This is a genomic window from Halomonas sp. 11-S5 (genome assembly GCF_029889825.1).
In the GTDB taxonomy this organism is placed as follows: Bacteria; Pseudomonadota; Gammaproteobacteria; order Pseudomonadales; family Halomonadaceae; genus Halomonas.
In genome coordinates this window covers 1-21,300 of record NZ_JARANW010000018.1, presented here as the reverse complement: position 1 = coordinate 21,300, position 21,300 = coordinate 1, and the positions used below count along the sequence as shown (strand labels likewise).

19 protein-coding genes and 1 other RNA gene are annotated in these 21,300 nt (G+C 61.6%); 9 read left to right on the top strand and 11 right to left on the bottom strand.

Going from position 1 to position 21,300, the window contains the following annotated elements; translation table 11 throughout:
• Nucleotides 1-282 precede the first annotated feature (282 nt).
• From OP497_RS12435 to grpE, 6 genes are all read right to left on the bottom strand, one after another.
• Nucleotides 283-1,518 carry a hypothetical protein gene (locus OP497_RS12435; protein ID WP_280548849.1) on the bottom strand — a complete coding sequence of 412 codons (1,236 nt, stop codon included), beginning with the start codon at nucleotides 1,516-1,518 and terminating at the stop codon, nucleotides 283-285.
• On the bottom strand, nucleotides 1,515-3,560 hold the full coding sequence (locus tag OP497_RS12430; RefSeq protein WP_280548847.1) for a DNA sulfur modification protein DndB: 2,046 nt from the start codon (nucleotides 3,558-3,560) through the stop codon (nucleotides 1,515-1,517). The genes OP497_RS12435 and OP497_RS12430 overlap by 4 nt, the downstream gene beginning before the upstream one ends.
• Before the next feature lie 6 nt (nucleotides 3,561-3,566).
• Complete coding sequence (locus OP497_RS12425) at nucleotides 3,567-4,172, bottom strand: hypothetical protein (protein WP_280548845.1); 606 nt, start codon at nucleotides 4,170-4,172, stop codon at nucleotides 3,567-3,569.
• 86 nt (nucleotides 4,173-4,258) lie between these two features.
• The gene (gene dnaJ / locus OP497_RS12420; protein WP_280548843.1) at nucleotides 4,259-5,410 is read right to left on the bottom strand and encodes a molecular chaperone DnaJ; all 1,152 of its coding nucleotides are present in this window, start codon (nucleotides 5,408-5,410) and stop codon (nucleotides 4,259-4,261) included.
• 92 nt (nucleotides 5,411-5,502) lie between these two features.
• Entirely contained in the window at nucleotides 5,503-7,434 is a 1,932-nt protein-coding gene (dnaK, locus tag OP497_RS12415; protein ID WP_280548840.1) for a molecular chaperone DnaK, read from the bottom strand.
• 121 nt (nucleotides 7,435-7,555) lie between these two features.
• The gene (gene grpE / locus OP497_RS12410; RefSeq protein ID WP_280548838.1) at nucleotides 7,556-8,197 is read right to left on the bottom strand and encodes a nucleotide exchange factor GrpE; all 642 of its coding nucleotides are present in this window, start codon (nucleotides 8,195-8,197) and stop codon (nucleotides 7,556-7,558) included.
• Nucleotides 8,198-8,480: 283 nt separating this feature from the next.
• Between grpE and recN the strand changes: the two genes are divergently transcribed.
• On the top strand, nucleotides 8,481-10,154 hold the full coding sequence (recN, locus tag OP497_RS12405; protein WP_280548836.1) for a DNA repair protein RecN: 1,674 nt from the start codon (nucleotides 8,481-8,483) through the stop codon (nucleotides 10,152-10,154).
• 109 nt (nucleotides 10,155-10,263) lie between these two features.
• On the opposite strand, the gene fur is transcribed toward recN, so the two are convergent.
• Nucleotides 10,264-10,710, bottom strand: coding sequence for a ferric iron uptake transcriptional regulator (gene fur, locus OP497_RS12400; protein WP_280548834.1), 447 nt, complete (start codon nucleotides 10,708-10,710; stop codon nucleotides 10,264-10,266).
• A 72-nt stretch (nucleotides 10,711-10,782) separates the two neighbouring features.
• On the opposite strand from fur, the gene OP497_RS12395 reads away from it, so the two are divergent.
• Complete coding sequence (locus OP497_RS12395) at nucleotides 10,783-11,211, top strand: outer membrane protein assembly factor BamE (RefSeq protein WP_280548832.1); 429 nt, start codon at nucleotides 10,783-10,785, stop codon at nucleotides 11,209-11,211.
• A 57-nt stretch (nucleotides 11,212-11,268) separates the two neighbouring features.
• Here OP497_RS12395 and OP497_RS12390 read toward each other — a convergent pair whose 3' ends face one another.
• Nucleotides 11,269-11,583 carry an RnfH family protein gene (locus OP497_RS12390; RefSeq protein WP_280548831.1) on the bottom strand — a complete coding sequence of 105 codons (315 nt, stop codon included), beginning with the start codon at nucleotides 11,581-11,583 and terminating at the stop codon, nucleotides 11,269-11,271.
• Nucleotides 11,573-12,007, bottom strand: coding sequence for a type II toxin-antitoxin system RatA family toxin (locus OP497_RS12385; protein WP_280548829.1), 435 nt, complete (start codon nucleotides 12,005-12,007; stop codon nucleotides 11,573-11,575). The genes OP497_RS12390 and OP497_RS12385 overlap by 11 nt, the downstream gene beginning before the upstream one ends.
• Before the next feature lie 128 nt (nucleotides 12,008-12,135).
• On the opposite strand from OP497_RS12385, the gene smpB reads away from it, so the two are divergent.
• From smpB to OP497_RS12360, 5 genes are all read left to right on the top strand, one after another.
• Nucleotides 12,136-12,627 (top strand): SsrA-binding protein SmpB, encoded by a 492-nt coding sequence (gene smpB / locus OP497_RS12380; protein WP_280548827.1) that lies wholly within the window; start codon nucleotides 12,136-12,138, stop codon nucleotides 12,625-12,627.
• A gap of 40 nt (nucleotides 12,628-12,667) precedes the next feature.
• Nucleotides 12,668-13,047, top strand: a transfer-messenger RNA (tmRNA) gene (gene ssrA / locus OP497_RS12375).
• Between the two features lie 314 nt (nucleotides 13,048-13,361).
• Nucleotides 13,362-14,561 (top strand): saccharopine dehydrogenase family protein, encoded by a 1,200-nt coding sequence (locus tag OP497_RS12370; protein WP_280548825.1) that lies wholly within the window; start codon nucleotides 13,362-13,364, stop codon nucleotides 14,559-14,561.
• Between the two features lie 6 nt (nucleotides 14,562-14,567).
• Entirely contained in the window at nucleotides 14,568-15,725 is a 1,158-nt protein-coding gene (gene nspC, locus OP497_RS12365) for a carboxynorspermidine decarboxylase (protein WP_280548823.1), read from the top strand.
• Nucleotides 15,726-15,738: 13 nt separating this feature from the next.
• Complete coding sequence (locus OP497_RS12360; protein WP_280548821.1) at nucleotides 15,739-17,034, top strand: aspartate kinase; 1,296 nt, start codon at nucleotides 15,739-15,741, stop codon at nucleotides 17,032-17,034.
• A gap of 3 nt (nucleotides 17,035-17,037) precedes the next feature.
• Here OP497_RS12360 and OP497_RS12355 read toward each other — a convergent pair whose 3' ends face one another.
• Together OP497_RS12355 and gap are read right to left on the bottom strand one after the other, a co-directional pair.
• Nucleotides 17,038-17,784: a sulfite exporter TauE/SafE family protein gene (locus OP497_RS12355; RefSeq protein ID WP_280548819.1), complete on the bottom strand. Its 747-nt coding sequence runs from the start codon at nucleotides 17,782-17,784 to the stop codon at nucleotides 17,038-17,040.
• Between the two features lie 113 nt (nucleotides 17,785-17,897).
• A complete protein-coding gene (gene gap / locus OP497_RS12350) occupies nucleotides 17,898-18,920 on the bottom strand; it encodes a type I glyceraldehyde-3-phosphate dehydrogenase (RefSeq protein ID WP_280548817.1) in 1,023 nt (340 codons plus the stop codon).
• A gap of 278 nt (nucleotides 18,921-19,198) precedes the next feature.
• On the opposite strand from gap, the gene pyk reads away from it, so the two are divergent.
• Both pyk and OP497_RS12340 read left to right on the top strand, forming a co-directional pair.
• On the top strand, nucleotides 19,199-20,671 hold the full coding sequence (gene pyk, locus OP497_RS12345) for a pyruvate kinase (protein ID WP_280548815.1): 1,473 nt from the start codon (nucleotides 19,199-19,201) through the stop codon (nucleotides 20,669-20,671).
• On the top strand, nucleotides 20,664-21,140 hold the full coding sequence (locus OP497_RS12340) for a methylglyoxal synthase (protein WP_280548813.1): 477 nt from the start codon (nucleotides 20,664-20,666) through the stop codon (nucleotides 21,138-21,140). The genes pyk and OP497_RS12340 overlap by 8 nt, the downstream gene beginning before the upstream one ends.
• The last annotated feature ends 160 nt before the right edge of the window (nucleotides 21,141-21,300 follow it).

The window sequence follows — 21,300 nt, the reverse complement described above, 5'->3', positions numbered from 1 at the left end:
CATTGACTCGTCAAACTGAAGAAAAGCTTAAAAGGGATAAGTTGCGCTCAGGAACACCACCTAACATTGCCGCCAGGGAATTATTTTTTAGATCAATTGAGACCGGAAAAGTCTTCAAAAACCTGTCTCTTACAGACAGTGGACACATGATGCTTGACAAGGCGACTTGGCTTGGAGAAACAGAAACAGCAACATTAACCATACTAAGAAACTTATATAAAAATAGCCAAGGAGCCGATTTGTCCTGCGCATGGAGTCTGCACGTCGAGCATGGATTAGAAGTTACTTCGTGATGGTAAAATAATGTAGCAACTCTTTTTTCAAGCTCTCTGTTGTAATTTCAACAAGAGGGCTTCTTCCAATCTCGTCATTCACCTCCTTGTATATGTAAAACAAATCTTTATCGTAGACTTTCTTTACCACCCGAGAATATGCTTGAAGCGAATCGTCGTAAAGAGCCTCATCAATGTCTAAGACCCCGTGGGCTAATTTACTATTATTTCTAATAGCAAGAATAGGCCAGACCTCCTCCACACTCCTTTGCCCACCCTCTATGGAACTATAATATAACATCTCTGTGACTAAACCTCCTATTCCGGTAACCTCTTTCCCATTAACCACAACTCTCCCAGCTCCTTGGGTTAAACTTATCACCCCATCGCGCATACCTTTAGAAACAAAGCAAAACTCTAAACTTCTAGATAAAGACATTATCGCCTCAGAAATAAGACCACTTCTCTTATAAACAAGTGACGCCCTGTAAAACCAGCACGACATAACTGTCACAATATAGGGCCAAACATCAGAAGAATAGTTAATCTTTCTAGAACTCCCAATGGTCGCTCCATCAAAGAAAACATCTACAACATCCTTTAGCTTGCTAAGTCCTAAGGATTTCAGCCTGCTTTTTTTTTCGTCATATATAGGCCTAGCAAACTTAACCAAAGAAGCTCCTAAATTTTTATAATCATCTTTTTTTTCAAGTCTTGCAGGGCACCAAATTAACCGCTGCATGCTTTCAATATCATATATTAGAGAGAGATAACTTTCTCTAACTTTAAATCCCACCTCCCCATTTAGGGCAAGAAATGATGAACCACCAATACTAGAAACATCTCTGAAAAGCCTCTCAACAGGGACCCTCCAAGAAAGAAAATCTGTTGATAAAATGTTGAGTAAAGACAGAGCCTGTTTAGGAGTTAAGAGCTCAAGGTCAAAATATTCCCAACCATCATTATATATATAGAGGCCTCCAATATCTTCTGCCGAATAAAGAAACCTATAAACACTATATATTACACAACGATCCTCCAAGGAGGAAACTGGCCTTATAAAACTAACCAATCCACTGAACTTATCATCGCCGTGGAAGCAAAGCTGATCAGGGTTCACGTCAGTAAACAAGACAGAACCAGCAGCACTATGACTGCTCAGGAAATCGTCAAGCATTATTTGGGCGAGTGTCACCTCGCCCTCAGACACCACCTCGACAATATTGAAAGGCGACTCCACTTTCATTCTTCAACTTCAGAATCAGATGAATGCTCAAGTATATCTGAATGAATGCCAAGCAGATCCCTATAGTCCGCCTTTGCCTTCATTGTAAACTCGTCAACGTATTCAGTAACCAAAGCATCAAAATCTTTACTAGCTTTAGCCTGGTCAATCTTGCCTTCTTTTACTTTCTTCTCGTCCTTTTTCTGCTCACTTTCTTTCATCTGCAACAATTCGATTTGATCATCTGACAGGGATGGATCAACAGCATATGACTTTTTAAAAACCTTTTCGCGCTCTCTCCTATATTTAGATATAAACTCCCCCGCAGAATCTGCACCTTTCTCAAAAAGAGTATTCTCTACACTAGCAACATCATCACATGACTGAAACCCAGCAACTACAACTTTTTTTCGCACACTTTCCAAAGCTAGATTTGAAAAGAGAAGCTGCTGAAATGAGAGCTTCGTATCCTCTCTAAAACGAATTCTAAAATCGTTATACACTGTATGCTGCATAAAGCTATTCACTGGGTTAAACTGCTCTCTTTTTTCAGAAAAAACAATTTCTATAAGTTTGAAAAACCCAGAGGCAGCACTTTTTGGCGATAGCTCTAGCTGATAACCAAGTTTGAAAAACCAGCTTGCAACATTAATTAAAGCACGCTGGAAAAGTGCATATCGAAGCACTTCTAGTTGCGCTTCTCTTCTTTGTTCTCTAATCTCGCTCTCAACTTCCTTTATTTTAAGTTTAACTCTGCCATTATTTTCGTCAATGGGCCTATAACTAACTATATTTTGGAAAACCGAGTTTGAAATAGCAGCTTCAACGTCTTTTCCGAGCCCTTTCTTTTCCAAGCCATAAATAGACTTGCTTACAATACCCCAAAGCTCACTATAAGGTTTTTTATTAAAGAAAAGATCTATTAAAAATGGTACTATATGCCTCCCAACCCTTTCCTTTAAGATATTAGACTGAGCGTATGAGAATTCATCCCATTTTATTTTCGCCGGATACTCGTACGGGTCAGCACCTTCTGGAAAAAGCTCTGCGTCAGCATCAGTAATTTCCAGCATATACTGAGCCAAGTAGTCTGACTTAAAACCATCATCTAGAGCTTTTTTTATTATCCCGATGCTAGTTATAGAATATTCCCTATTAACATTATTTGAAAGCCTAATATCTTTAGTGTTCCATTCTACCGCTGAAAGATAAACCTCGCTATAAGGCTCCTTAACAATTGTGTCACAAAACACACGGCATGCTAAATCACTTGCTGACTTATCAGAAAGTAAGATATTAAAGTGTGCGCCTACTGTCTTCATAGTAGAGTTTACATCGACAAACAAAGACCTAAAGACCCTTGGCACACTTGGAGTTGTTGCCTCATCGCATCCTTTGAATGAGCTTGGTGGGTACATTATACATATCGGAACAATAATATCTCTAACCTTGTCAAGGTTGCGTTCATAAATTCTTTTTAGAGCCATCAATCTATGTTGTCCATCGATGACAATAAGCGAAACTCCTTTAGGGCTCATCCTTGTAGACCGCATTGAAAGAATCGCTTGATTAGCAACTATTTTCCTAGAGTTATCTTCCTTCGTGATTTGCAAAGCATCTGAACTATGTGACTCTCTTCCGGAAATCTGGAAGTTATTTTTCCACTTTGTCCCGATCAAACCTTTACTAGGCTCCTCAATATTTTCACGCTCTCCATAAAATGAATCAATAACACCATCGGACAGAGGCACAATAGCTGCCAGTAATGGAGGAAAAAATAGCGGTTTTGTCTTAGCCGCTTCTTCTTCAGGCTGGAGATACTGAACTATTTCATCTTCAACTCTTTTCTCATCAATATCCCTTTGCATCATCAAGTCGAAATCAATATCTTTCATTTGGACATCACGCGCAAACTTAAGGTCACTTATAGCTCTAGCAATAGGCATTGATGTCATGAAAAAATCAACAGGATAGGAGCCCGAAGAAACAAACCTCCCAAAATTACCCACAAGATCAATATCAAACTCTTTCTCTTCTTGTATACCAAGTAATATTTCTGACATGAAAGCTTACCTATTATTTAAGATTGGATTTGAATTCACGATGAGTAGTTTTTCCATTTTCCTTAACTCATCCTCAGACACATTAGCATGTGGGATCTCTATTGTCGTGAATATAATATCTGGCCAAAGAAAACCACTCTCTCTCAACCGAGAACCAAATGTACCGTAATCAGTTTTATCATAGTCTCTTTTATGCTGGAAATACCTTGTTTTCAGACTCTGATTGAAAGTCATTCCACAGTATAGCGGCCTAAAAAGCTGCGATGCAGACTCAAGAAAACTCAAAAATCGATAAGCTTCACTTCCAGACTCTTCCCCAATAACCTGGTCTAAATAGTCAAAATTCACGACTTCGCCACGAAAAGAATTTTCTTTCCTACCTCCTGCATTGTATTCCGCTACATCAAGGCTCAAAAAGGCTTTTGAAGCCAAGTTATTATAAGCCGACAATTTCTTTTTAACCACTTTAAGAGCAGCACTTAGGCGTTCATCGCCAATTTCTTGGTCCTTATATATTCCTAAGCGTTTTTTTTGGAACGGGTTGTATGAGAAAGAGTAGAGGCCAGGTTTATCTGGAATCTCAGCTGCTCTCTCTGTTGGGTAACGCTGCATGACCGCTTCCTAGTGAACATTAAAAACGCCCTCCTACATCTTAGGATATAGGAGGGCGCGAGTCATTCATAGTTACTAGATCGGACTTACGGCTTCATGTCCTCGAAGAACTTCTTCACCCCGTCGAAGAAGCTCGACTTCTTCGGCGAGTGGTGATGGCCGTTGCTGCCGCCCAGGCTGTCCTGGAAGGTGCGCAGCAGGTCCTTCTGCTCCTCGTTGAGCTTGACCGGGGTCTCGACCACGACCTTGCACAGCAGGTCGCCCGGCGGGCCGCCACGCACCGGCTTGACGCCCTTGCCGCGCAGGCGGAACAGCTTGCCGGTCTGGGTCTCGGGCGGAATCTTCAGCTTGACCCGGCCGTCCAGGGTCGGCACCTCCAGCTCACCGCCGAGTGCGGCGTCAACGAAGTTGATCGGCACCTCACACTGCAGGTGGCGGCCGTCGCGCTGGAAGATGTGGTGCGGCTTGATCGCCACCTGGACGTAGAGATCCCCGGGCGGGCCGCCGTTGATGCCGGCCTCGCCCTCGCCGTTGAGGCGGATGCGGTCGCCGATATCCACCCCAGCCGGAATCTTCACCGAGAGGGTGCGGGTCTCGCGCACCCGTCCCTCGCCGTTGCACTTGTGGCACGGCACCTTGATGTGCTGGCCGCTGCCGTGGCAGGTCGGGCAGGTCTGCTGCACGGCGAAGAAGCCCTGCTGCATGCGCACCTGGCCCATGCCGTTACAGGTCGGGCAGGTCTCCTTGCTGGAGCCCGGCTCGGCACCGTCGCCGTCGCAGCGCTCGCATTCGATGTGGCGCGGCACGCGGATATCCACGCTGGTGCCGGCCACGGCGTCCTCGAGGTCGAGCTCGAGGTTGTAGCGCAGGTCGCTGCCGCGGGCCGGGGCGTTGGGATGGCGCCGGCCGCCCCCGCCGCCGAAGATGTCGCCGAACACGTCGCCGAAGATATCGCTGAAGCCGCCGGCCCCGGCACCGCCGAAGCCGCCTCCGCCGAAGCCACCGGCCTGCTCGTCGACACCGGCATGGCCGAACTGGTCATAGGCGGCGCGCTTCTCGCTGTCGCTCAGGACCTCGTAGGCCTCCGAAACCTCGCGGAACTTCTCCGCCGCGGTGTCATCATCCGGATTGCGGTCCGGATGGAATTTCTGGGCGTGGCGTCGGTAGGCCTTCTTGATGTCCTTCTGGTCGGCCCCGCGCTCGACGCCCAGTACTTCGTAGTAATCACGCTTGGACATGAGTCTGTCCGCCTCCGTAGGGACTCAGCGGAAACACCAACGCGGGAGTCTGGCCCCCGCGCTGGCGTCATCCGTGGTTCAGATGTCGTGGTTTACTGCTTTTTCTGGTCGTCGTTGACTTCTTCGTACTCGGCGTCGACCACGTCATCTTCCTTCTTGGCGCCAGCCTCGTCGCCGGCTTCATCAGCCTGCTGGGCAGCATCGCTCTGCTCGGCGTACATCTTCTGGGCAAGGTTGCCGGACGCCTCGGTCAGCTTGTCCAGCTTGGCCTGGATGTCGTCCTTGTCGTCACCCTTGATCGCCTCCTCGAGCTCGCTGGCGGCGCTCTCGATGGCCTGCTTCTCCTCGTCGCTGGCCTTGTCGCCGGCCTCCTCGAGGGTCTTGCGGGCGGCGTGGACCATGCCGTCGGCCTGATTGCGCAGCTGCACCAGCTCCTCGAACTTCTTGTCCTCGTCGGCGTGAGCCTCGGCGTCCTGCATCATCTGCTCGACCTCTTCCTCGGAGAGACCGCTGGAGGCCTTGATGACGATCGACTGCTCCTTACCGGTGGCCTTGTCCTTGGCGGAGACGTGCAGGATGCCGTTGGCGTCCAGGTCGAAGGCGACCTCGATCTGCGGCACGCCGCGCGGCGCCGGCGGAATGTCGCTGAGGTCGAAGCGACCCAGCGACTTGTTGCCGCTGGACTGCTTGCGCTCGCCCTGCTGCACGTGAATGGTCACGGCGGTCTGGTTGTCATCCGCGGTCGAGAAGGTCTGGGTCTTCTTGGTCGGGATGGTGGTGTTCTTCTCGATCAGCGGGGTCATCACGCCGCCAAGGGTCTCGATACCCAGCGTCAGCGGGGTGACGTCGAGCAGCAGCACGTCCTTGACGTCGCCGCCCAGCACGCCGCCCTGGATGGCAGCACCCACGGCCACGGCCTCGTCGGGGTTGACGTCCTTGCGGGCGTCCTTGCCGAAGAAGTCGGCCACGGACTTCTGCACCATGGGCATGCGGGTCTGGCCGCCGACCAGGATGACGTCGTCGATCTCGGAGGCGGACAGGCCAGCATCCTTGAGCGCGGTCTTGCACGGCTCCATGGAACGCTTGATCAAGGCCTCGACCAGCGACTCCAGTTTGGCGCGGGTCACCTTGACATTGAGGTGCTTGGGCCCGGTGTTGTCGGCCGTGATGTACGGCAGGTTGACATCGGTCTGCTGGGCGCTGGAGAGCTCGATCTTGGCCTTCTCGGCGGCTTCCTTGAGGCGCTGCATGGCCAGGTTGTCGCCGGAGAGGTCGATGCCGCTATCGGACTTGAACTGGTCGACCAGGTAGTTGATCAGTGCCAGGTCGAAGTCCTCGCCGCCCAGGAAGGTGTCGCCGTTGGTGGCCAGCACCTCGAACTGGGTCTCGCCGTCGACGTCCGCCACCTCGATGATGGAGATGTCGAAGGTACCGCCGCCCAGGTCATAGACCGCGATGGTCTTGTCACCGCGCGCCTTGTCCATGCCATAGGCCAGCGCCGCCGCGGTCGGCTCGTTGATGATGCGCTTGACCTCGAGACCGGCGATACGGCCGGCATCCTTGGTGGCCTGGCGCTGGCTGTCATTGAAGTAGGCCGGCACGGTGATGACCGCCTCGGTGACTTCTTCACCCAGGTAGTCTTCCGCGGTCTTCTTCATCTTCTTCAGCACTTCGGCGCTGACCTGCGGCGGAGCAAGCTTCTTGCCCTTCACTTCCACCCAGGCGTCACCGTTGTCGGCCTCGGCGATGGTGTAGGGCACCATCTTGATGTCCTTCTGGACGACATCGTCCTTGAAGCGACGGCCGATCAGGCGCTTGATGGCGTAGACGGTGTTATGCGGGTTGGTCACCGCCTGGCGCTTGGCCGCCTGGCCCACCAGGATCTCGCCGTCTTCCGTGTAGGCGATGATGGAGGGCGTGGTACGTGCGCCTTCGGCGTTCTCGATCACCTTGGCCTGGTCACCGTCGAGCACGGCGACACAAGAGTTGGTGGTCCCCAGATCAATACCGATGATGCGTCCCATAGGAAATCCTCGAAATTACAGTTGAATTCGTCGTCTGCGGCTTTCACCGCGGGGTTGCCGTCTATCTGGGGGCCCTCGAGACCTTTTCAAGACCCGAGGACCGCTTTTGTATGGCCCGGCCTCAGCCGGCGGCCTGGCTGACCACCACCATGGCCGGGCGCACCAGGCGTCCGTTGAGCAGGTAGCCCTTCTGCATCACCTCCATGACGGTGTTGGGCTCCATCTCGGGGTTGGGCACCATGGCCATGGCCTCGTGGTATTGCGGGTCGAAGGGCTCGCCGTGGGGCTCCACCACCTCGACGCCGAACTTGGCCAGCGCGTCGTGCTGCATCTTGAGGGTCATGGAGACGCCCTCGCGATGCGTCTCGCTGGCGCCGTCCTGCATGGCGTCCAGCGCCTTTTCCAGGCTGTCGACCACCGGCAGCAGCTCCTTGACGAACTTCTCGAGGGCGAACTTGCGTGCCTTCTCGGCCTCCTGCTCGGCCCGGCGACGCACGTTCTGCGCCTCGGCGGCGGCACGCAGCTGCTGCTCCTTGGCGTCGGCGACGCTCTGCTCGAGCTCCTCGACCCGGGCCGCCAGCACCTCGGCCTCGGGATTGTCCGCGGCCTGGGCTTCGGTGGCGGCCTGCTCGGCGCCCTCGATGGCGCCCTCCAGCTCACCCTCCACGGTCTCGGGCTCGGCTTGCGGCTCGGCGTCCTGCTCCTCACGAGCGAGCTCGCGAGCGAGTTCGTCGTCCAGCGGGGTCTGGGGGTCTTTGGCCATGTGGGTCTCCTGAATGGCGATCAGCGGCCAGGAGCCGCTGGCAAGGCATGAATGATGACTTGAGTGCGTGTCTGCGGGGTATATGGGGCTGGCCGTGGCGAACTCAAGGCGTCATCGGGCGACGACGCCGAACGTGCATTGTGGGCGAACCTTGGCTACTGTATAAACACACAATACGTGTATGGATAACCAGTAGATACAGGCTGGGCAGTTACAGACCCAGGCCGTTACAGACCCAGGCAGTTACTGACTTAGTATTCCCAGACAGGCCCCGGGAGGCACCATGCTGACAGAGCTTGCCATTCGCGACTTCGCTATCGTCGACCACCTCGAGCTGGAGCTTTCCGGCGGCATGACCGCCATCACCGGCGAGACGGGGGCCGGCAAGTCCATCCTGCTGGGTGCCCTGGGGCTCTGCCTGGGCGAGCGCGCCGACAGCGCCAGCGTGCGCCCAGGCCGCGAACGCGCCGACCTCAGCGCCCGTTTCGACCTCCAGGCGCTGCCCGCGGCCCGCGCCTGGCTCGAGGCCCGCGAACTGCCCAGCGACGACTGCCTGCTGCGCCGGGTGGTCACCCGGGCCGGGCGCTCCAAGGCCTGGATCAACGGCCAGCCGGCCACGGTGGCCGACCTACGCGCCCTGGGCGAGCACCTCATCGAGATCCATGGTCAGCATGCCCACCAGGCGCTGCTGAAGGAGGAGACCCACCTGCGCCTGCTCGACGACTTCGCCGGCCACCGTGAGCAGGTGGCCGGGATGCGCCAGGCCTTCCGCGACTGGCAGGCGACCCGCCGCCGCCTCGAGCGCCTGACCGAGGACGGCGACGAGATCCGCGCCCGCCGCCAGCTGCTGCGCTACCAGGTCGAGGAGCTCGACCAGCTGGCCCTGGCCGAGAATGAGCTCAAGGGGCTCGAGAAGGAGCAGGAGGAGCTGGCCCACGCCGAGGAGCGGCTACGCGAGGCCCAGTTCGCCGCCGAATGCTGCGACGGCGACGAGGGCGGCGCCCTGTCGCTGCTCAACCAGGCGATCCAGCATCTCTCGGCGCTGCCGGGCAGCGGCCGCGGCAGCCTGGCCGACACCCTCAGCATGCTCGGCGATGCGCGCATCCAGGTCGAGGAGGCCAGCCGCGAGCTCGGCCACTTCGCCGGCGGCGTCGAGCTGGACCCGGAGCGGCTGGCCTGGGTCGAGGCGCGACTCGGCGAAGTGCATCGCATCGCCCGCAAGCACCATGTGCTGCCCGAGGAGCTCCTCGCCCTGCACCGGCGGCTGGCCGACGAGCTCGAAGGCCTGGAAGGCGGCGACGGCGACCTGGAGGCGCTGGCCGCCGAGGCCGATACCCTGAAAAACCACTGGCAGGAGCAGGCCACCGCAATCTCCCGAGCCCGCCACCAGGCCGCCCGCCGCTTCGGAGAGGCCGTGCAGGAGCAGCTGGCCTTCCTGGCCATGGACAAGGCCACCTTCGAGGTCGAGCTGGAGACCCGCGAGACCCCGGCCGCCGAGGGGCTCGAGGTCGCCCGCATGCTGATCAGCGCCAACCCCGGTCAGCCGGCCCGGCCGCTGGCCAAGGTCGCCTCCGGCGGCGAGCTCTCGCGCATCAGCCTGGCGATCCAGGTGGTGGCGGCCCAGCACTCGACCATCGCCAGCCTGGTGTTCGACGAGGTGGACGTAGGCATCTCCGGCGCCACCGCCGAGATCGTCGGCCAGCTGCTGCGCCGGCTGGGCGAGAACGGCCAGGTGATGACCGTGACCCACCTGCCCCAGGTGGCCGCCCAGGCGCACCATCACCTGCACATCGAGAAGCAGGCCGGCGAGGCCTCCACCCTGACCCGCATGGCGCTGCTCGACGAGGCCGGCCGGGTCGGCGAGCTGGCGCGCATGCTGGGCGGGGTGAACCTCTCCGACCGCACCCTGGCCCATGCCCGGGAGATGCTCGACGCCAGCCAGCGCGCCCACCACTGAGCCCGCCGAACGCGGCTCGTACTCAAGATTAGATTGCCCCAACGCAGTGCGGCCCCGATCCTGGGATCGGGGCCGCGGTCGTCTGCCTGGCGGATTCAGCGGGGCGAGATCACTTCTTCTGGATGCCTTCCTGGCGAGTCGCGCGGGAGCCGCGGGGCCTCACATAGAGCACCAGGGCATGGTCGACCAGCTCGAAGCCGTGTTCCTCGGCGATCTCCTGCTGACGACGCTCGATGGTCTCGTCGAAGAATTCAATGATCTCGCCACTCTCCAGGCACACCATGTGGTCGTGGTGCTCCTCCTGGGAGAGCTCGAAAACCGCATGACCGCCATCGAAGTTGTGGCGGATCACCAGGCCGGCGGACTCGAACTGGGTCAGCACGCGATAGACGGTGGCCAGGCCCACGTCCTCGCCTGCTTCCAGCAGGGTCTTGTAGACATCCTCGGCACTCAGGTGGTGCTGTTCGGAGGCAGTCTCGAGGATCTGCAGGATCTTGACGCGCGGCAGGGTCACCTTGAGACCGGCCTTGCGCAATTCATGGTTCTGGTCGGCCATGGTCGCTCTTCGCAGTATCGGGTAGGGTCGGTTATGATCGACCGAATCCACGATAGTGAAGAACAGGCGCAAATGCAAAAGCTGACCAGAATCGTCACCCTTTCCGTCGCCCTGCTGCTGATCAGCGGTTGCAGCTACTTCGGTGTGTACAAGCGCGATCTGCCCCAGGGCAACCTAGTGACCGAGGCCATGGTCGAGCAGCTGCGGCCGGGCATGAGCCGACAGCAAGTGGTCGACCTGATGGGCAGCCCCCTGCTCGAGGCCCCCTTCGATGCCAGCCAGTGGGACTATGTCTATCGCCTCGACGAGGCCTACGGCGGCGTGGAGCAGCGCCGCGTCACCCTGACCTTCGCCGGCGGGCGAGTCGCGGAGGTCGAGCGGGAGGGCAACTTCTCGAAGGCCCCGCCGCTGAGCGATGATCGCGGCATCGGGCCCGACAGCGAGGGCACCTCGGCCGCCCGCGAAGCCCCCATCGACAACGTCACCCCGGACCGCCCCTGACATCAGCGCACTGCGGTCTTCGTTGACGCCCCGTGCCGGCCCTCGCCGGCCGGGGCGTCAGTGTTTGCCGCGGGCAGCCCGCTCGCTGCGCGCCGCCTTGGGATCGATCTGCAGCGGACGATAGACCTCGACCCGATCCCCAGCGCGCAGCCGCACCGCGTCCGGGTCGCGCAGCCGCTTGCCGAAGATGCCCAGGGTGGCCTGCCGGAAGGTGGCCGGGGGCAGTTCGGGAAACGCCGCCTCCAGCCCCGCCATCGCCACCGCCTGGTGCGCCGTGGTGCCCTCGGGCACCACGAGCGGGATGATGCGCTGCTGGTCGGGCAGTGCGAAGGCCACCTCGACATCGAGCGTGGCGGGCGCGCTAGCGGCCATAGAGGTTGTCCGCCCGGCGGGTGAAGGAGTCCACCAGCTGGCCGGCCACCTGCTGGAAGAGCTTACCGAAGGCCATCGCCAGCAGGCGGTTGGCGAACTCGAACTCCAGCTCAAGGCTGATCTTGCAGGCCCGCTCACCCATCGGCAGGAACAGCCAGCGACCCCGCAGGCGCTTGAAGGGGCCGCTGACCAGCGACATCTCGATGCGCTCGGGCTCGATCAGATCGTTGCGGGTGGTAAAGCTCTGCTCGATCCCGGCCCGCCCCAGGGTCATCTCGCCGATCAGGTGCGAGTCATCGCGCTCCAGCAGGCGTGCGCGTCGGCACCCGGGCAGGAACTCCGGATAGCGCTCGAAGTCGTTGACCAGGTCGAACATGTCCTTGGGGGTGTGCCGCACCATGGCGGACCGATTGACCGTTGGCATTGAGCTCTCCGCTGACTTCACAGTGCCCAGGGCGTATCATGAGCGGTTATTTCAGGCCTTGAATGGTACCACGCTTCCCCCCACATCGAAGGGGCAGCGCCACCGGCAGATACAGGACACGAGGTTTCATGGCCAACAAGAAAGGCAAGAGCAAGGGGCCCAGCAGCAACGTCATCGCCCAGAACAAGAAGGCACGCTTCGAATACCACATCGACGAGGCCTTCGAGGCCGGCCTGGTGCTGGCCGGCTGGGAAGTGAAGAGCCTGCGGGCCGGCAAGGCGCAGCTCACCGACACCTACATCCTGGTCAAGAACGGCGAGGCCTGGCTGTTGGGCAGCCACATCATGCCGCTCAACACCGCCAGCACCCACGAGGTGGCGGATCCCACGCGCACCCGCAAGCTGCTGCTGCATCGCAAGGAGATCGCCAAGATCTTCTCGCGCACCCAGGAGAAGGGCCACACCTGCGTGCCGCTCAAGCTCTACTGGAAGCACAACCGGGTGAAGTGCGAGCTGGCCCTGGTGACCGGCAAGAAGCTGCACGACAAGCGGGCCACCGAGAAGGACCGCGACTGGCAGCGCCAGAAGGGCCGCATCATGCGGGAACAAACCAAGGCCTGAGGTGTCACAGCCCTGCACATCCTGTTAGGATGCGCATTACGGGGGCGACACGGTTTCGACGCCGGTGACAATCCCTGAGGTGCATGCCGAGAGCGTGATGTATCTCGTAAATACAACATCACGATTGAATAGTCGCAAACGACGACAACTACGCTCAGGGCGCGCTGGCAGCTTAAACGCCGCTAGCTTCTAGCCCGGCCCCGAAGTGATGTGCCCATTCATCACGGAGGGGATACGAGCGACGACTGATGGGATCGCGATCGGTGGTGTCCTCTCGCCGGTCGTTAAAACTCAGAGGAATCGCGTTGCTGGATCCTGCTCGTCGGAGCCAGTCGCGTTAAATCAAAAGACGAAACTAAGCATGTAGAGCCAATGGGTGAGTGCCGGCGGACGCGGGTTCAATTCCCGCCGCCTCCACCAAACAGTCGACGAATCAAGCGCCTACGGGCGCTTTTTTCGTTTCCGGCCTGCCGTCTCCGCCTCGCTCGCCCGTCGACCTGCGCTCGGCTCGTGAAACGGGCTGCCCCACCCCGACTTTCGTATTAGCCTTGACGCGAAAACCTCTTGCGACCAGCCTCAGGGGGCGCCATTATCAGCGCCCACTCGCCGGCCCATGCGACCGGCCAGGCGAGAGTGAGACCGGGGTGGCATCGGGTCCGGACGCGCCAAGGTGCTCCAATTACCGATAAGACCCTACCATTGTTGATATTTTCCCGATCTGGATTCGAACCCCCATGAGCAAAGTCCTGATTATCGGCGCCGGCGGCGTCGGCGGTGTCGTCACCCACAAGTGCGCCCAGCATCCCGAGGTCTTCAGCGAGATCTGCCTGGCGAGCCGCAACCAGGCGAAGTGCCGCGCCATCGCGTCCCAGCTGGAGCGCCCCATCCAGACCGCCGAGGTGGATGCCGACGACGTCGAGGCGCTGGTCGCGCTGATCGAGTCCTTCCAGCCCGACGTGCTGATCCACGTCGCCCTGCCCTATCAGGACCTGACCATCATGGAGGCCTGCCTGCGCACCGGCGTGCCCTACCTGGACACCGCCAACTACGAGCACCCGGACGAGGCCAAGTTCGAGTACAAAGAGCAGTGGGCCTTCCAGGAGCGCTACGCCAAGGCGGGCAACATGGCTACCCTGGGCTGCGGCTTCGACCCGGGCATGACCAACATCTACTGCGCCTATGGTCAGAAGCACCTGTTCGACGAGATCCATCGCATCGACATCCTGGATGCCAACGGCGGCGACCACGGCTATCCGTTCGCCACCAACTTCAATCCCGAGATCAACATCCGCGAGATCACCGCCAACGGCCGCTACTGGGAAGAGGGCGAGTGGAAGGAGACCGCGCCGCTGGCCGAGAAGCGCAGCTTCGACTTCGACGGGATCGGCGAGAAGGATCTCTACCTGCTCTACCACGAGGAAATGGAGTCCCTATCGCAGAATATCCGCGGCCTCAAACGAATTCGCTTCTGGATGACCTTCTCCGAGACGTACATCACCCACCTCAAGGTGCTCGAGAACGTCGGCATGACCCGCATCGAGCCGATCGAGTTCGAGGGCCGCGAGATCGCCCCGCTGCAGTTCCTCAAGGCGGTGCTGCCGGACCCGGCCTCGCTCGGCCCGCGCACCAAGGGCAAGACCAACATCGGCGTGATCCTCGACGGCATCAAGGACGGCAAGCGTCGCAAGGTGCACCTCTACAACATCTGCGACCACCAAGCGTGCTACGCTGAGGTGCAGTCCCAGGCGATCTCCTACACCACCGGCGTCCCCGCGGTGACGGGCGCCATGCTGATGCTCGAGGGCCTGTGGAAGGGCGACGGCGTGTTCAACGTCGAGCAGCTCGACCCGGACCCCTTCATGGCGCGCATCGGCGACATGGGCCTGCCCTGGCAGATGGTCGAGCTCGACCCCGACGCCGACCTGCTGGCCTGATCCACGATGTCCGAGACGGCTTACCCCTTCGACATCGAGGCCTGCCCGTCGCCCGCCTACGTGGTGGACGATGCCCTGCTGCGCCGCAACCTGGAACTGCTGCGGCGGGTCCAGGAGCGGAGCGGCGCGCGCATCCTGCTGGCGCTGAAGGGCTTCGCCATGTGGGATACCTTCCCGATGATCCGTGAGTACCTGGTGGGTACCACGGCCAGTGGCCAGGACGAGGCGCGGCTGGGCGCCGAGACCTTCGGCGGCGAGGTGCACTGCTACTCGCCGGCCTTCAGCGAGGCGGAGATGGCGGTGGTGCTGCGCTACGCGGACCACCTCAGCTTCAACTCCCCGGCCCAGTGGCAGCGTTTCCGCGAGCGGGTGGCCCAGGCGCCACGGCGGGTCTCCTGCGGCCTACGGGTCAACCCCGAGTACTCCGAGGGCAAGGTGGCGCTCTACGACCCCTGCGCCCCGGGCTCGCGGCTCGGCACCCGGGCCGTGGACCTGGAGGGCGTGGACCTCGCGGGGCTCGAGGGCCTGCATTTCCACACCCTGTGCGAGCAGAACAGCGACGCCCTGGAGCACACCCTGGCCGCCTTCGAGGAGCGCTTCGGCCGGCACCTCGCCGGTCGCCGATGGGTGAACTTCGGCGGCGGCCACCACATCACCCGCGAGGACTATGACGTGGAGCGGCTGGTGCGGGTGATCCGCGACTTCAAGGCGCGCCATCCGCACCTCGAGGTCTACCTGGAGCCCGGCGAGGCGATCGCGCTCAACACCGGCTACCTGGTGTGCAGCGTGCTGGACATCGTCGAGAACGACGGACCCATCGCCATCCTCGACACCTCCGCCACGGCGCACATGCCCGACGTGCTGGAGATGCCCTACCGGCCCGAGATCATCGGCGCCGGCGAGCCCGGCGAGAAGGCCCACACCTACCGGCTGGGCGGGCTGACCTGCCTGGCCGGCGACGTGCTGGGCGAGTACAGCTTCGACGCCCCGCTCTCGATCGGCGACCGTCTGGTGTTCACCGACATGGCCCACTACACCATGGTGAAGACCACCACCTTCAACGGCATGCGCCTGCCGTCGATCTGCCGGATCGACGAGGCCAGCCGCGAGGTGCGCACGGTGAAGACCTTCGGTTACGAGGATTACCGGCAACGACTCAGTTGAAGGAGAACCAGCAATGTCCCAGGTCTTCAAGTTCGGCGGTGCCTCGATCCAAGACGCCGCTGCCATCCGTCGACTGGGCGAGCTACTGGCCCGCTTCCGGGCGCGCCCGCTGGTCGTGGTGGTCTCGGCCATGGGCAAGACCACCAATGCCCTGGAGGCGCTGCTGGCCGTGGCGCGGGATGGCAAGGCGGCCGACTATCGCGACCGCCTCGAGTCCCTGCGCCGGGACCACCTGGCCACGGTCGAGGCCCTGTTCGGCGCGAATGCCGGCCCCGTGGCGGAACGGGTCGAGGCGCTGATCACCGAGCTCGACCAGCGCCATCGCCGTCATGCGGGCCGTGAGCGCCCCTTCCACTATGACCAGACCGTCGGCTTCGGCGAGCTGCTCTCCACCACCATCGTCAGTGCCTGGCTCGACGCGGCCGGCATGGCCACCGAGTGGTGCGATGCCCGCGAGCTGGTGATCACCGACGATTGCCACCAGGCAGCCAATGTCGATTGGCAGGCCACCGCCGAGCGGGTGCGCGGCCTGGTGGCAGACGACGGCAGGATCCGGGTCACCCAGGGCTTCATCGGCAGCACCGCCGAGGGCGCCTCGACCACCCTGGGCCGCGAAGGCTCCGACTTCAGCGCGGCGATCCTCGCCCACTGCCTGGAGGCGGAGGAGGTCACCATCTGGAAGGACGTGCCGGGGCTCTTCAATGCCGACCCGCGGCGCGTCGACAACGCGGTACAGCTCGAGCAGATCTCCTACGGCGAGGCCATTGAGCTGGCCTGGCACGGCGCCAAGGTGATCCACCCCAAGACCCTGGGGCCGCTGCAGCAGAAATCGATCCCGCTGACGGTGCGCTCCTTCGAGGACCTCGAGGCACCGCCCAGCACCATCGGCCGCGACACCCGGTTCGACACCCAGACGCCCTCGCTGATCCTGCGCGAGGCGCAGACGCTGCTGGAGATCCGCCCGCGGGACTTCGCCTTCATGGACGAGGCCCGCCAGCACGACATCCTCGGCCGACTGGTGGCGGCCGGGCTGCATGCCAGCCTGGTCGACAGTGGCGCCATGCGCCTCTCGCTGTGCCTGGACGGCCACCCCGAGCGCCTCGAGCCGCTGGTCGCGTCGCTGTGCGACGACTATGCGGTGGCGCGTCGCGACGACCTGACCCTGCTCACCGTGCGCCATGCCGACGACGCGCTGCTGGCGGCGCTGGGCGCCGGGCGCGACAGCCTCGCCGAACGGCGCAACGCCGATACCGCCCAGCGGCTCTTTCCCGGCAGCCAGTGCCAGGGGACCTGGCATATCCCGAGCTGAGGCTCAGCCCAGCGCCCGGACCAGCAGCTGCACGCCGACGATGGCCATGGCCAGGATTACCAGGCGGTAGAAGAGGCGCTCGCTGACCCGGTGCTGCAGCCACAGGCCGCTGCGCACCCCGGCCCAGGCCACCGGCACCAGCACCAGCGAGGCCCAGGCGCTGGTCAGGTTGATCTCGCCGAGCCACAGGTAGGGCGGCAGCTTCATCAGGTTGACCGCGGCGAAGAGGATCGCGCTGGTGGCGATGAAGGCTTCCTTGCTCAGCCGCCGGGGAACCAGGTAGAGGTTGAGCGGCGGCGCCCCGGCATGGGCCAGGAAGCTGGTGAAGCCGCAGCCGGCACCGGCCGGCAGCGCCCAGCGGGGTGCGATGGGACGCCCCGCGGCAGGCTTGAACAGCATGTAGGCGGCGAACAGCAGGGAGATCACGCCCAGCAGCAGGCGCACGCCGTCCTCGTCCAGGCGACCGATCAGCAGGGTGCCGATGACCACCCCGATGGCCAGCCCCGGGAGCACGCGACGCACCTCGGCGCGGTCGTGGTGTCCCCACCAGGCCTTCACCGTGAAGGCATCCATCACCAGCAGCAACGGCAGCAGCAGGCCGGCCGCCTCGATGGGGCCGATGGCGAGCGCCATCAACGGCACCGAGAGGGTGCCGAAGCCGCCGGCGAACCCGCCCTTGGAGACACCGGTGAGGTAGGTGGATACCACGATGAGGGTCCAGGCCAGCCAGGAGTAGTCGGGGAGCGACATGGGCCTTCCTTGGGTTTGATCCATCCTCGGCACGAGACGACGCCGGGCCACGGTGGTGGCCCGGCGTCATGATACCGCACGGGGCGGGAGTGGCCGTCAGCGACGGCCGGGCATCAGGCGGCGTCGCGCTTGCGCCCGCCGGCCGCATGCATGGCCAGGGCGGTATCCAGCATGCGGTTGGAGAAGCCCCACTCGTTGTCGTACCAGGCCATCACCTTGACCAGGCGGCCGTTCACCCGGGTGTGGTTGGCATCGAAGGTCGAGGAGTGGGCATCGTGGTTGAAGTCGATGGAGACCAGCGGCTGAGCGTTGACCGCCAGCACCGGGGAGGCCTCGGCGGCGCTGGCCACGATCTCGTTGATCTCCTCCTTGGTGGTATCGCGACCGGCGGTGAACACCAGGTCGACCAGCGAGACGTTGATCACCGGCACGCGCACGGCCAGGCCGTCGAACTTGCCCGCAAGCGCCGGCAGCACCAGGCCCACCGCCGCGGCGGCGCCGGTCTTGGTGGGGATCATCGAGTGCGTTGCGCTGCGCGCCCGGTAGGGATCCTTGTGGTAGACGTCGGAGAGGTTCTGGTCATTGGTGTAGGCGTGGACCGTGGTCATCAGGCCGTTCTCGATGCCCACCGCCTCGTGCAGCGCCTGGGCCACCGGGGCCAGGCAGTTGGTGGTGCAGGAGGCGTTGGAGACCACCTTGTGCTCGGGCGTGAGCACGTCCTCGTTGACGCCATACACCACGGTGGCGTCGGCGTCGGGGCTCGGCGCCGAGATCAGCACGCGCTCGGCGCCGGCCGCGAGGTGCTTGGCGGCGGCCTCGCGCTTGGTGAACAGGCCGGTGCACTCCATCACCAGGTCCACGCCCAGGGACGTCCAGGGCAGCGCCGCCGGGTCCCGTTCGGAGAGGATGGCGATGCGCTGGCCATCCACGGTCATGCTCTCCTCGTCGTGCTCGACGGAGAAGGGGAAGTGACCGTGCACGGTGTCGTGGCGCAGCAGGTGCGCGTTCAGGGACGGGTCGCCGAGGTCGTTGATGGCGACCACCTGCACGCGATTGCGATAGCCGTTCTCGTAAAGGGCACGCAGCACGTTGCGGCCGATGCGGCCGAAACCGTTGATGGCGATCTTGAGCGTCATGGCGTTGTTCTCCTCGGTCCAGTAGCGTCATCTCCCCCATAATGTGGACCAGTCGTGTCCGGGGCTCAAGCACTTTTTAGTAACTTTACAACATATGGTTCTTCACCTGGCCATCCGACGACACCACTTCGTCACACGCATCCAATAGGATGCACCCGTAGAGTGGCCTCGTGTCGAGATCGAAGGGAGAGCCCGCACACCGACCACAATGTAGTAAACTTACCTCAAAGACGGTATCGTGATTCAATAATAACCAGTGTCCATCGGAGGAGCCCGACATGTCGACCACCCCACTGCACACCCCCATCCGTCGCACCAAGATCGTCGCCACCCTGGGTCCGGCCAGCGACCAGGAGGGCGTCCTGGAGGCGATGCTCAAGGCCGGCGTCGACGTGGTGCGCCTCAACTTCTCCCACGGCAGCCCCGATGACCATCGTCGCCGCCTCGAACGGGTCCGCGAGATCGCCGACCGCCTGGGTCGCAGCGTCGCCGCCCTGGGCGACCTCCAGGGTCCCAAGATCCGCATCGCCCGCTTCAAGGAGGGCGCCGTGGAACTCGAGGAGGGGCAGTCCTTCATCCTCGACATGGGCCTGGCCAGCGACCAGGGCGACGCCAGCCGCGTCGGCTGCGACTACAAGACCCTGGCCGACGACGTCGGCCCCGGCGACCGCCTGCTGCTCGACGACGGCCGGCTGGTGCTCGACGTCAACCGGGTCGCCGACCACCTGATCCACACCAGCGTGGTGGTGGGCGGCACGCTCTCCAACAACAAGGGCATCAACAAGCAGGGCGGCGGTCTCTCGGCCCCGGCCCTTACCGACAAGGACAAGGCCGACCTGGAGACCGCCGTGGCGATCGGCGTCGACTACCTGGCGATCTCCTTCCCGCGCAGCGCCGCCGACATGCAGGAGGCCCGTGAGCGGCTCGGCGAGGCCGGCAAGGAGATCGGCCTGGTGGCCAAACTCGAGCGCGCCGAGGCGGTGGCCGACGACGCCACGTTGGACGCCATCATCCGCGCCAGCGAGGCGGTGATGGTGGCGCGCGGCGACCTGGGCGTGGAGATCGGCGACGCGGCGCTGATCGGCACCCAGAAGCGCATCATCAAGCACGCCCGCACGCTGAACCGCGCGGTGATCACCGCCACCCAGATGATGGAGTCGATGATCGACTCGCCCTTGCCCACCCGCGCCGAGGTGTTCGACGTGGCCAACGCGGTGCTCGACGGCACCGATGCGGTGATGCTCTCCGCCGAGACCGCCGCCGGCGACTTCCCGGTGGAGACCGTCGAGGCCATGGATCGGGTCTGTTTGGGCGCCGAGCGCGAACGGCGCATCCAGGAGTCCGGCCACCGCATCCACGAGGGCTTCAGCCAGGTCGACGAGACCATCGCGCTTTCCGCCATGTACGCCGCCAACCACCTCTCCGGGGTGGCCGCCATCGCCTGCATGACCGCCTCCGGCTACACGCCGCTGATCGCCTCAAGGATCAGCTCGGGGCTGCCCATCATCGGCCTGGCCCACAGCCCGGTGGCCCAGCGGCGCATGGCGCTCTATCGCGGGGTGGTCTCGCTGCCCTTCGACACCAGCGAGATGGGAGTCGAGGAACTCAACGGCCAGGCCCTGGCGCTGCTCGTCAAGCAGGGCATCGCCGAGTCCGGCGACCACGTGATCCTCACCCGGGGCGACGAGATGAACGCCCACGGCGGCACCAATACCCTGAAGATCCTCGCCGTGGAAGCCGGCCATGAGTGACATCCGCCCACCACGCAACGTGCAGCGAACCCTGCCGGCCCGCAAATGCATCGCCCTGGTCGCCCACGACGGCAAGAAGGACGAGATGCTCGAATGGGCCGGGCGCTGGCAGACCACCCTGGCCCAGCACCAGCTGGTCGGCACCGGCACCACCGCAACCCGGATCGGCAAGCAGCTGGGCCTCGAGGTGGAGGGCCTGATGAGCGGCCCGCTGGGGGGCGACCAACAGATCGGCGCGCGCATCGCCGAGCAGCGGCTCGACCTGCTGATCTTCTTCTGGGACCCCTTCGCGCCACAGCCCCACGACCCCGACGTCAAGGCCCTGCTGCGCCTGGCGGCGCTGTGGAACATCCCGGTGGCCTGCAACCCCGCCAGCGCCGACTTCCTGATCAGCTCCCCCTGGCTCGGCCAGGCGTACGAGATGACTATCCCCGATGCCGGCGCCTGGATGTCCTCGCGTACCGGCTGATCGCGCCCCTGCCAAGACGTCGACAACCATACCAACCCACAAGAGGTCGACCATGTTCCAGCTCACCCGCAGCGTCACCTGGCAGGCCCTCAAGGGCCTGCAGGAGACCACCGCCAACGACCGCATCCGCGATTACTTCGCCGCCGACCCTAAGCGCTTC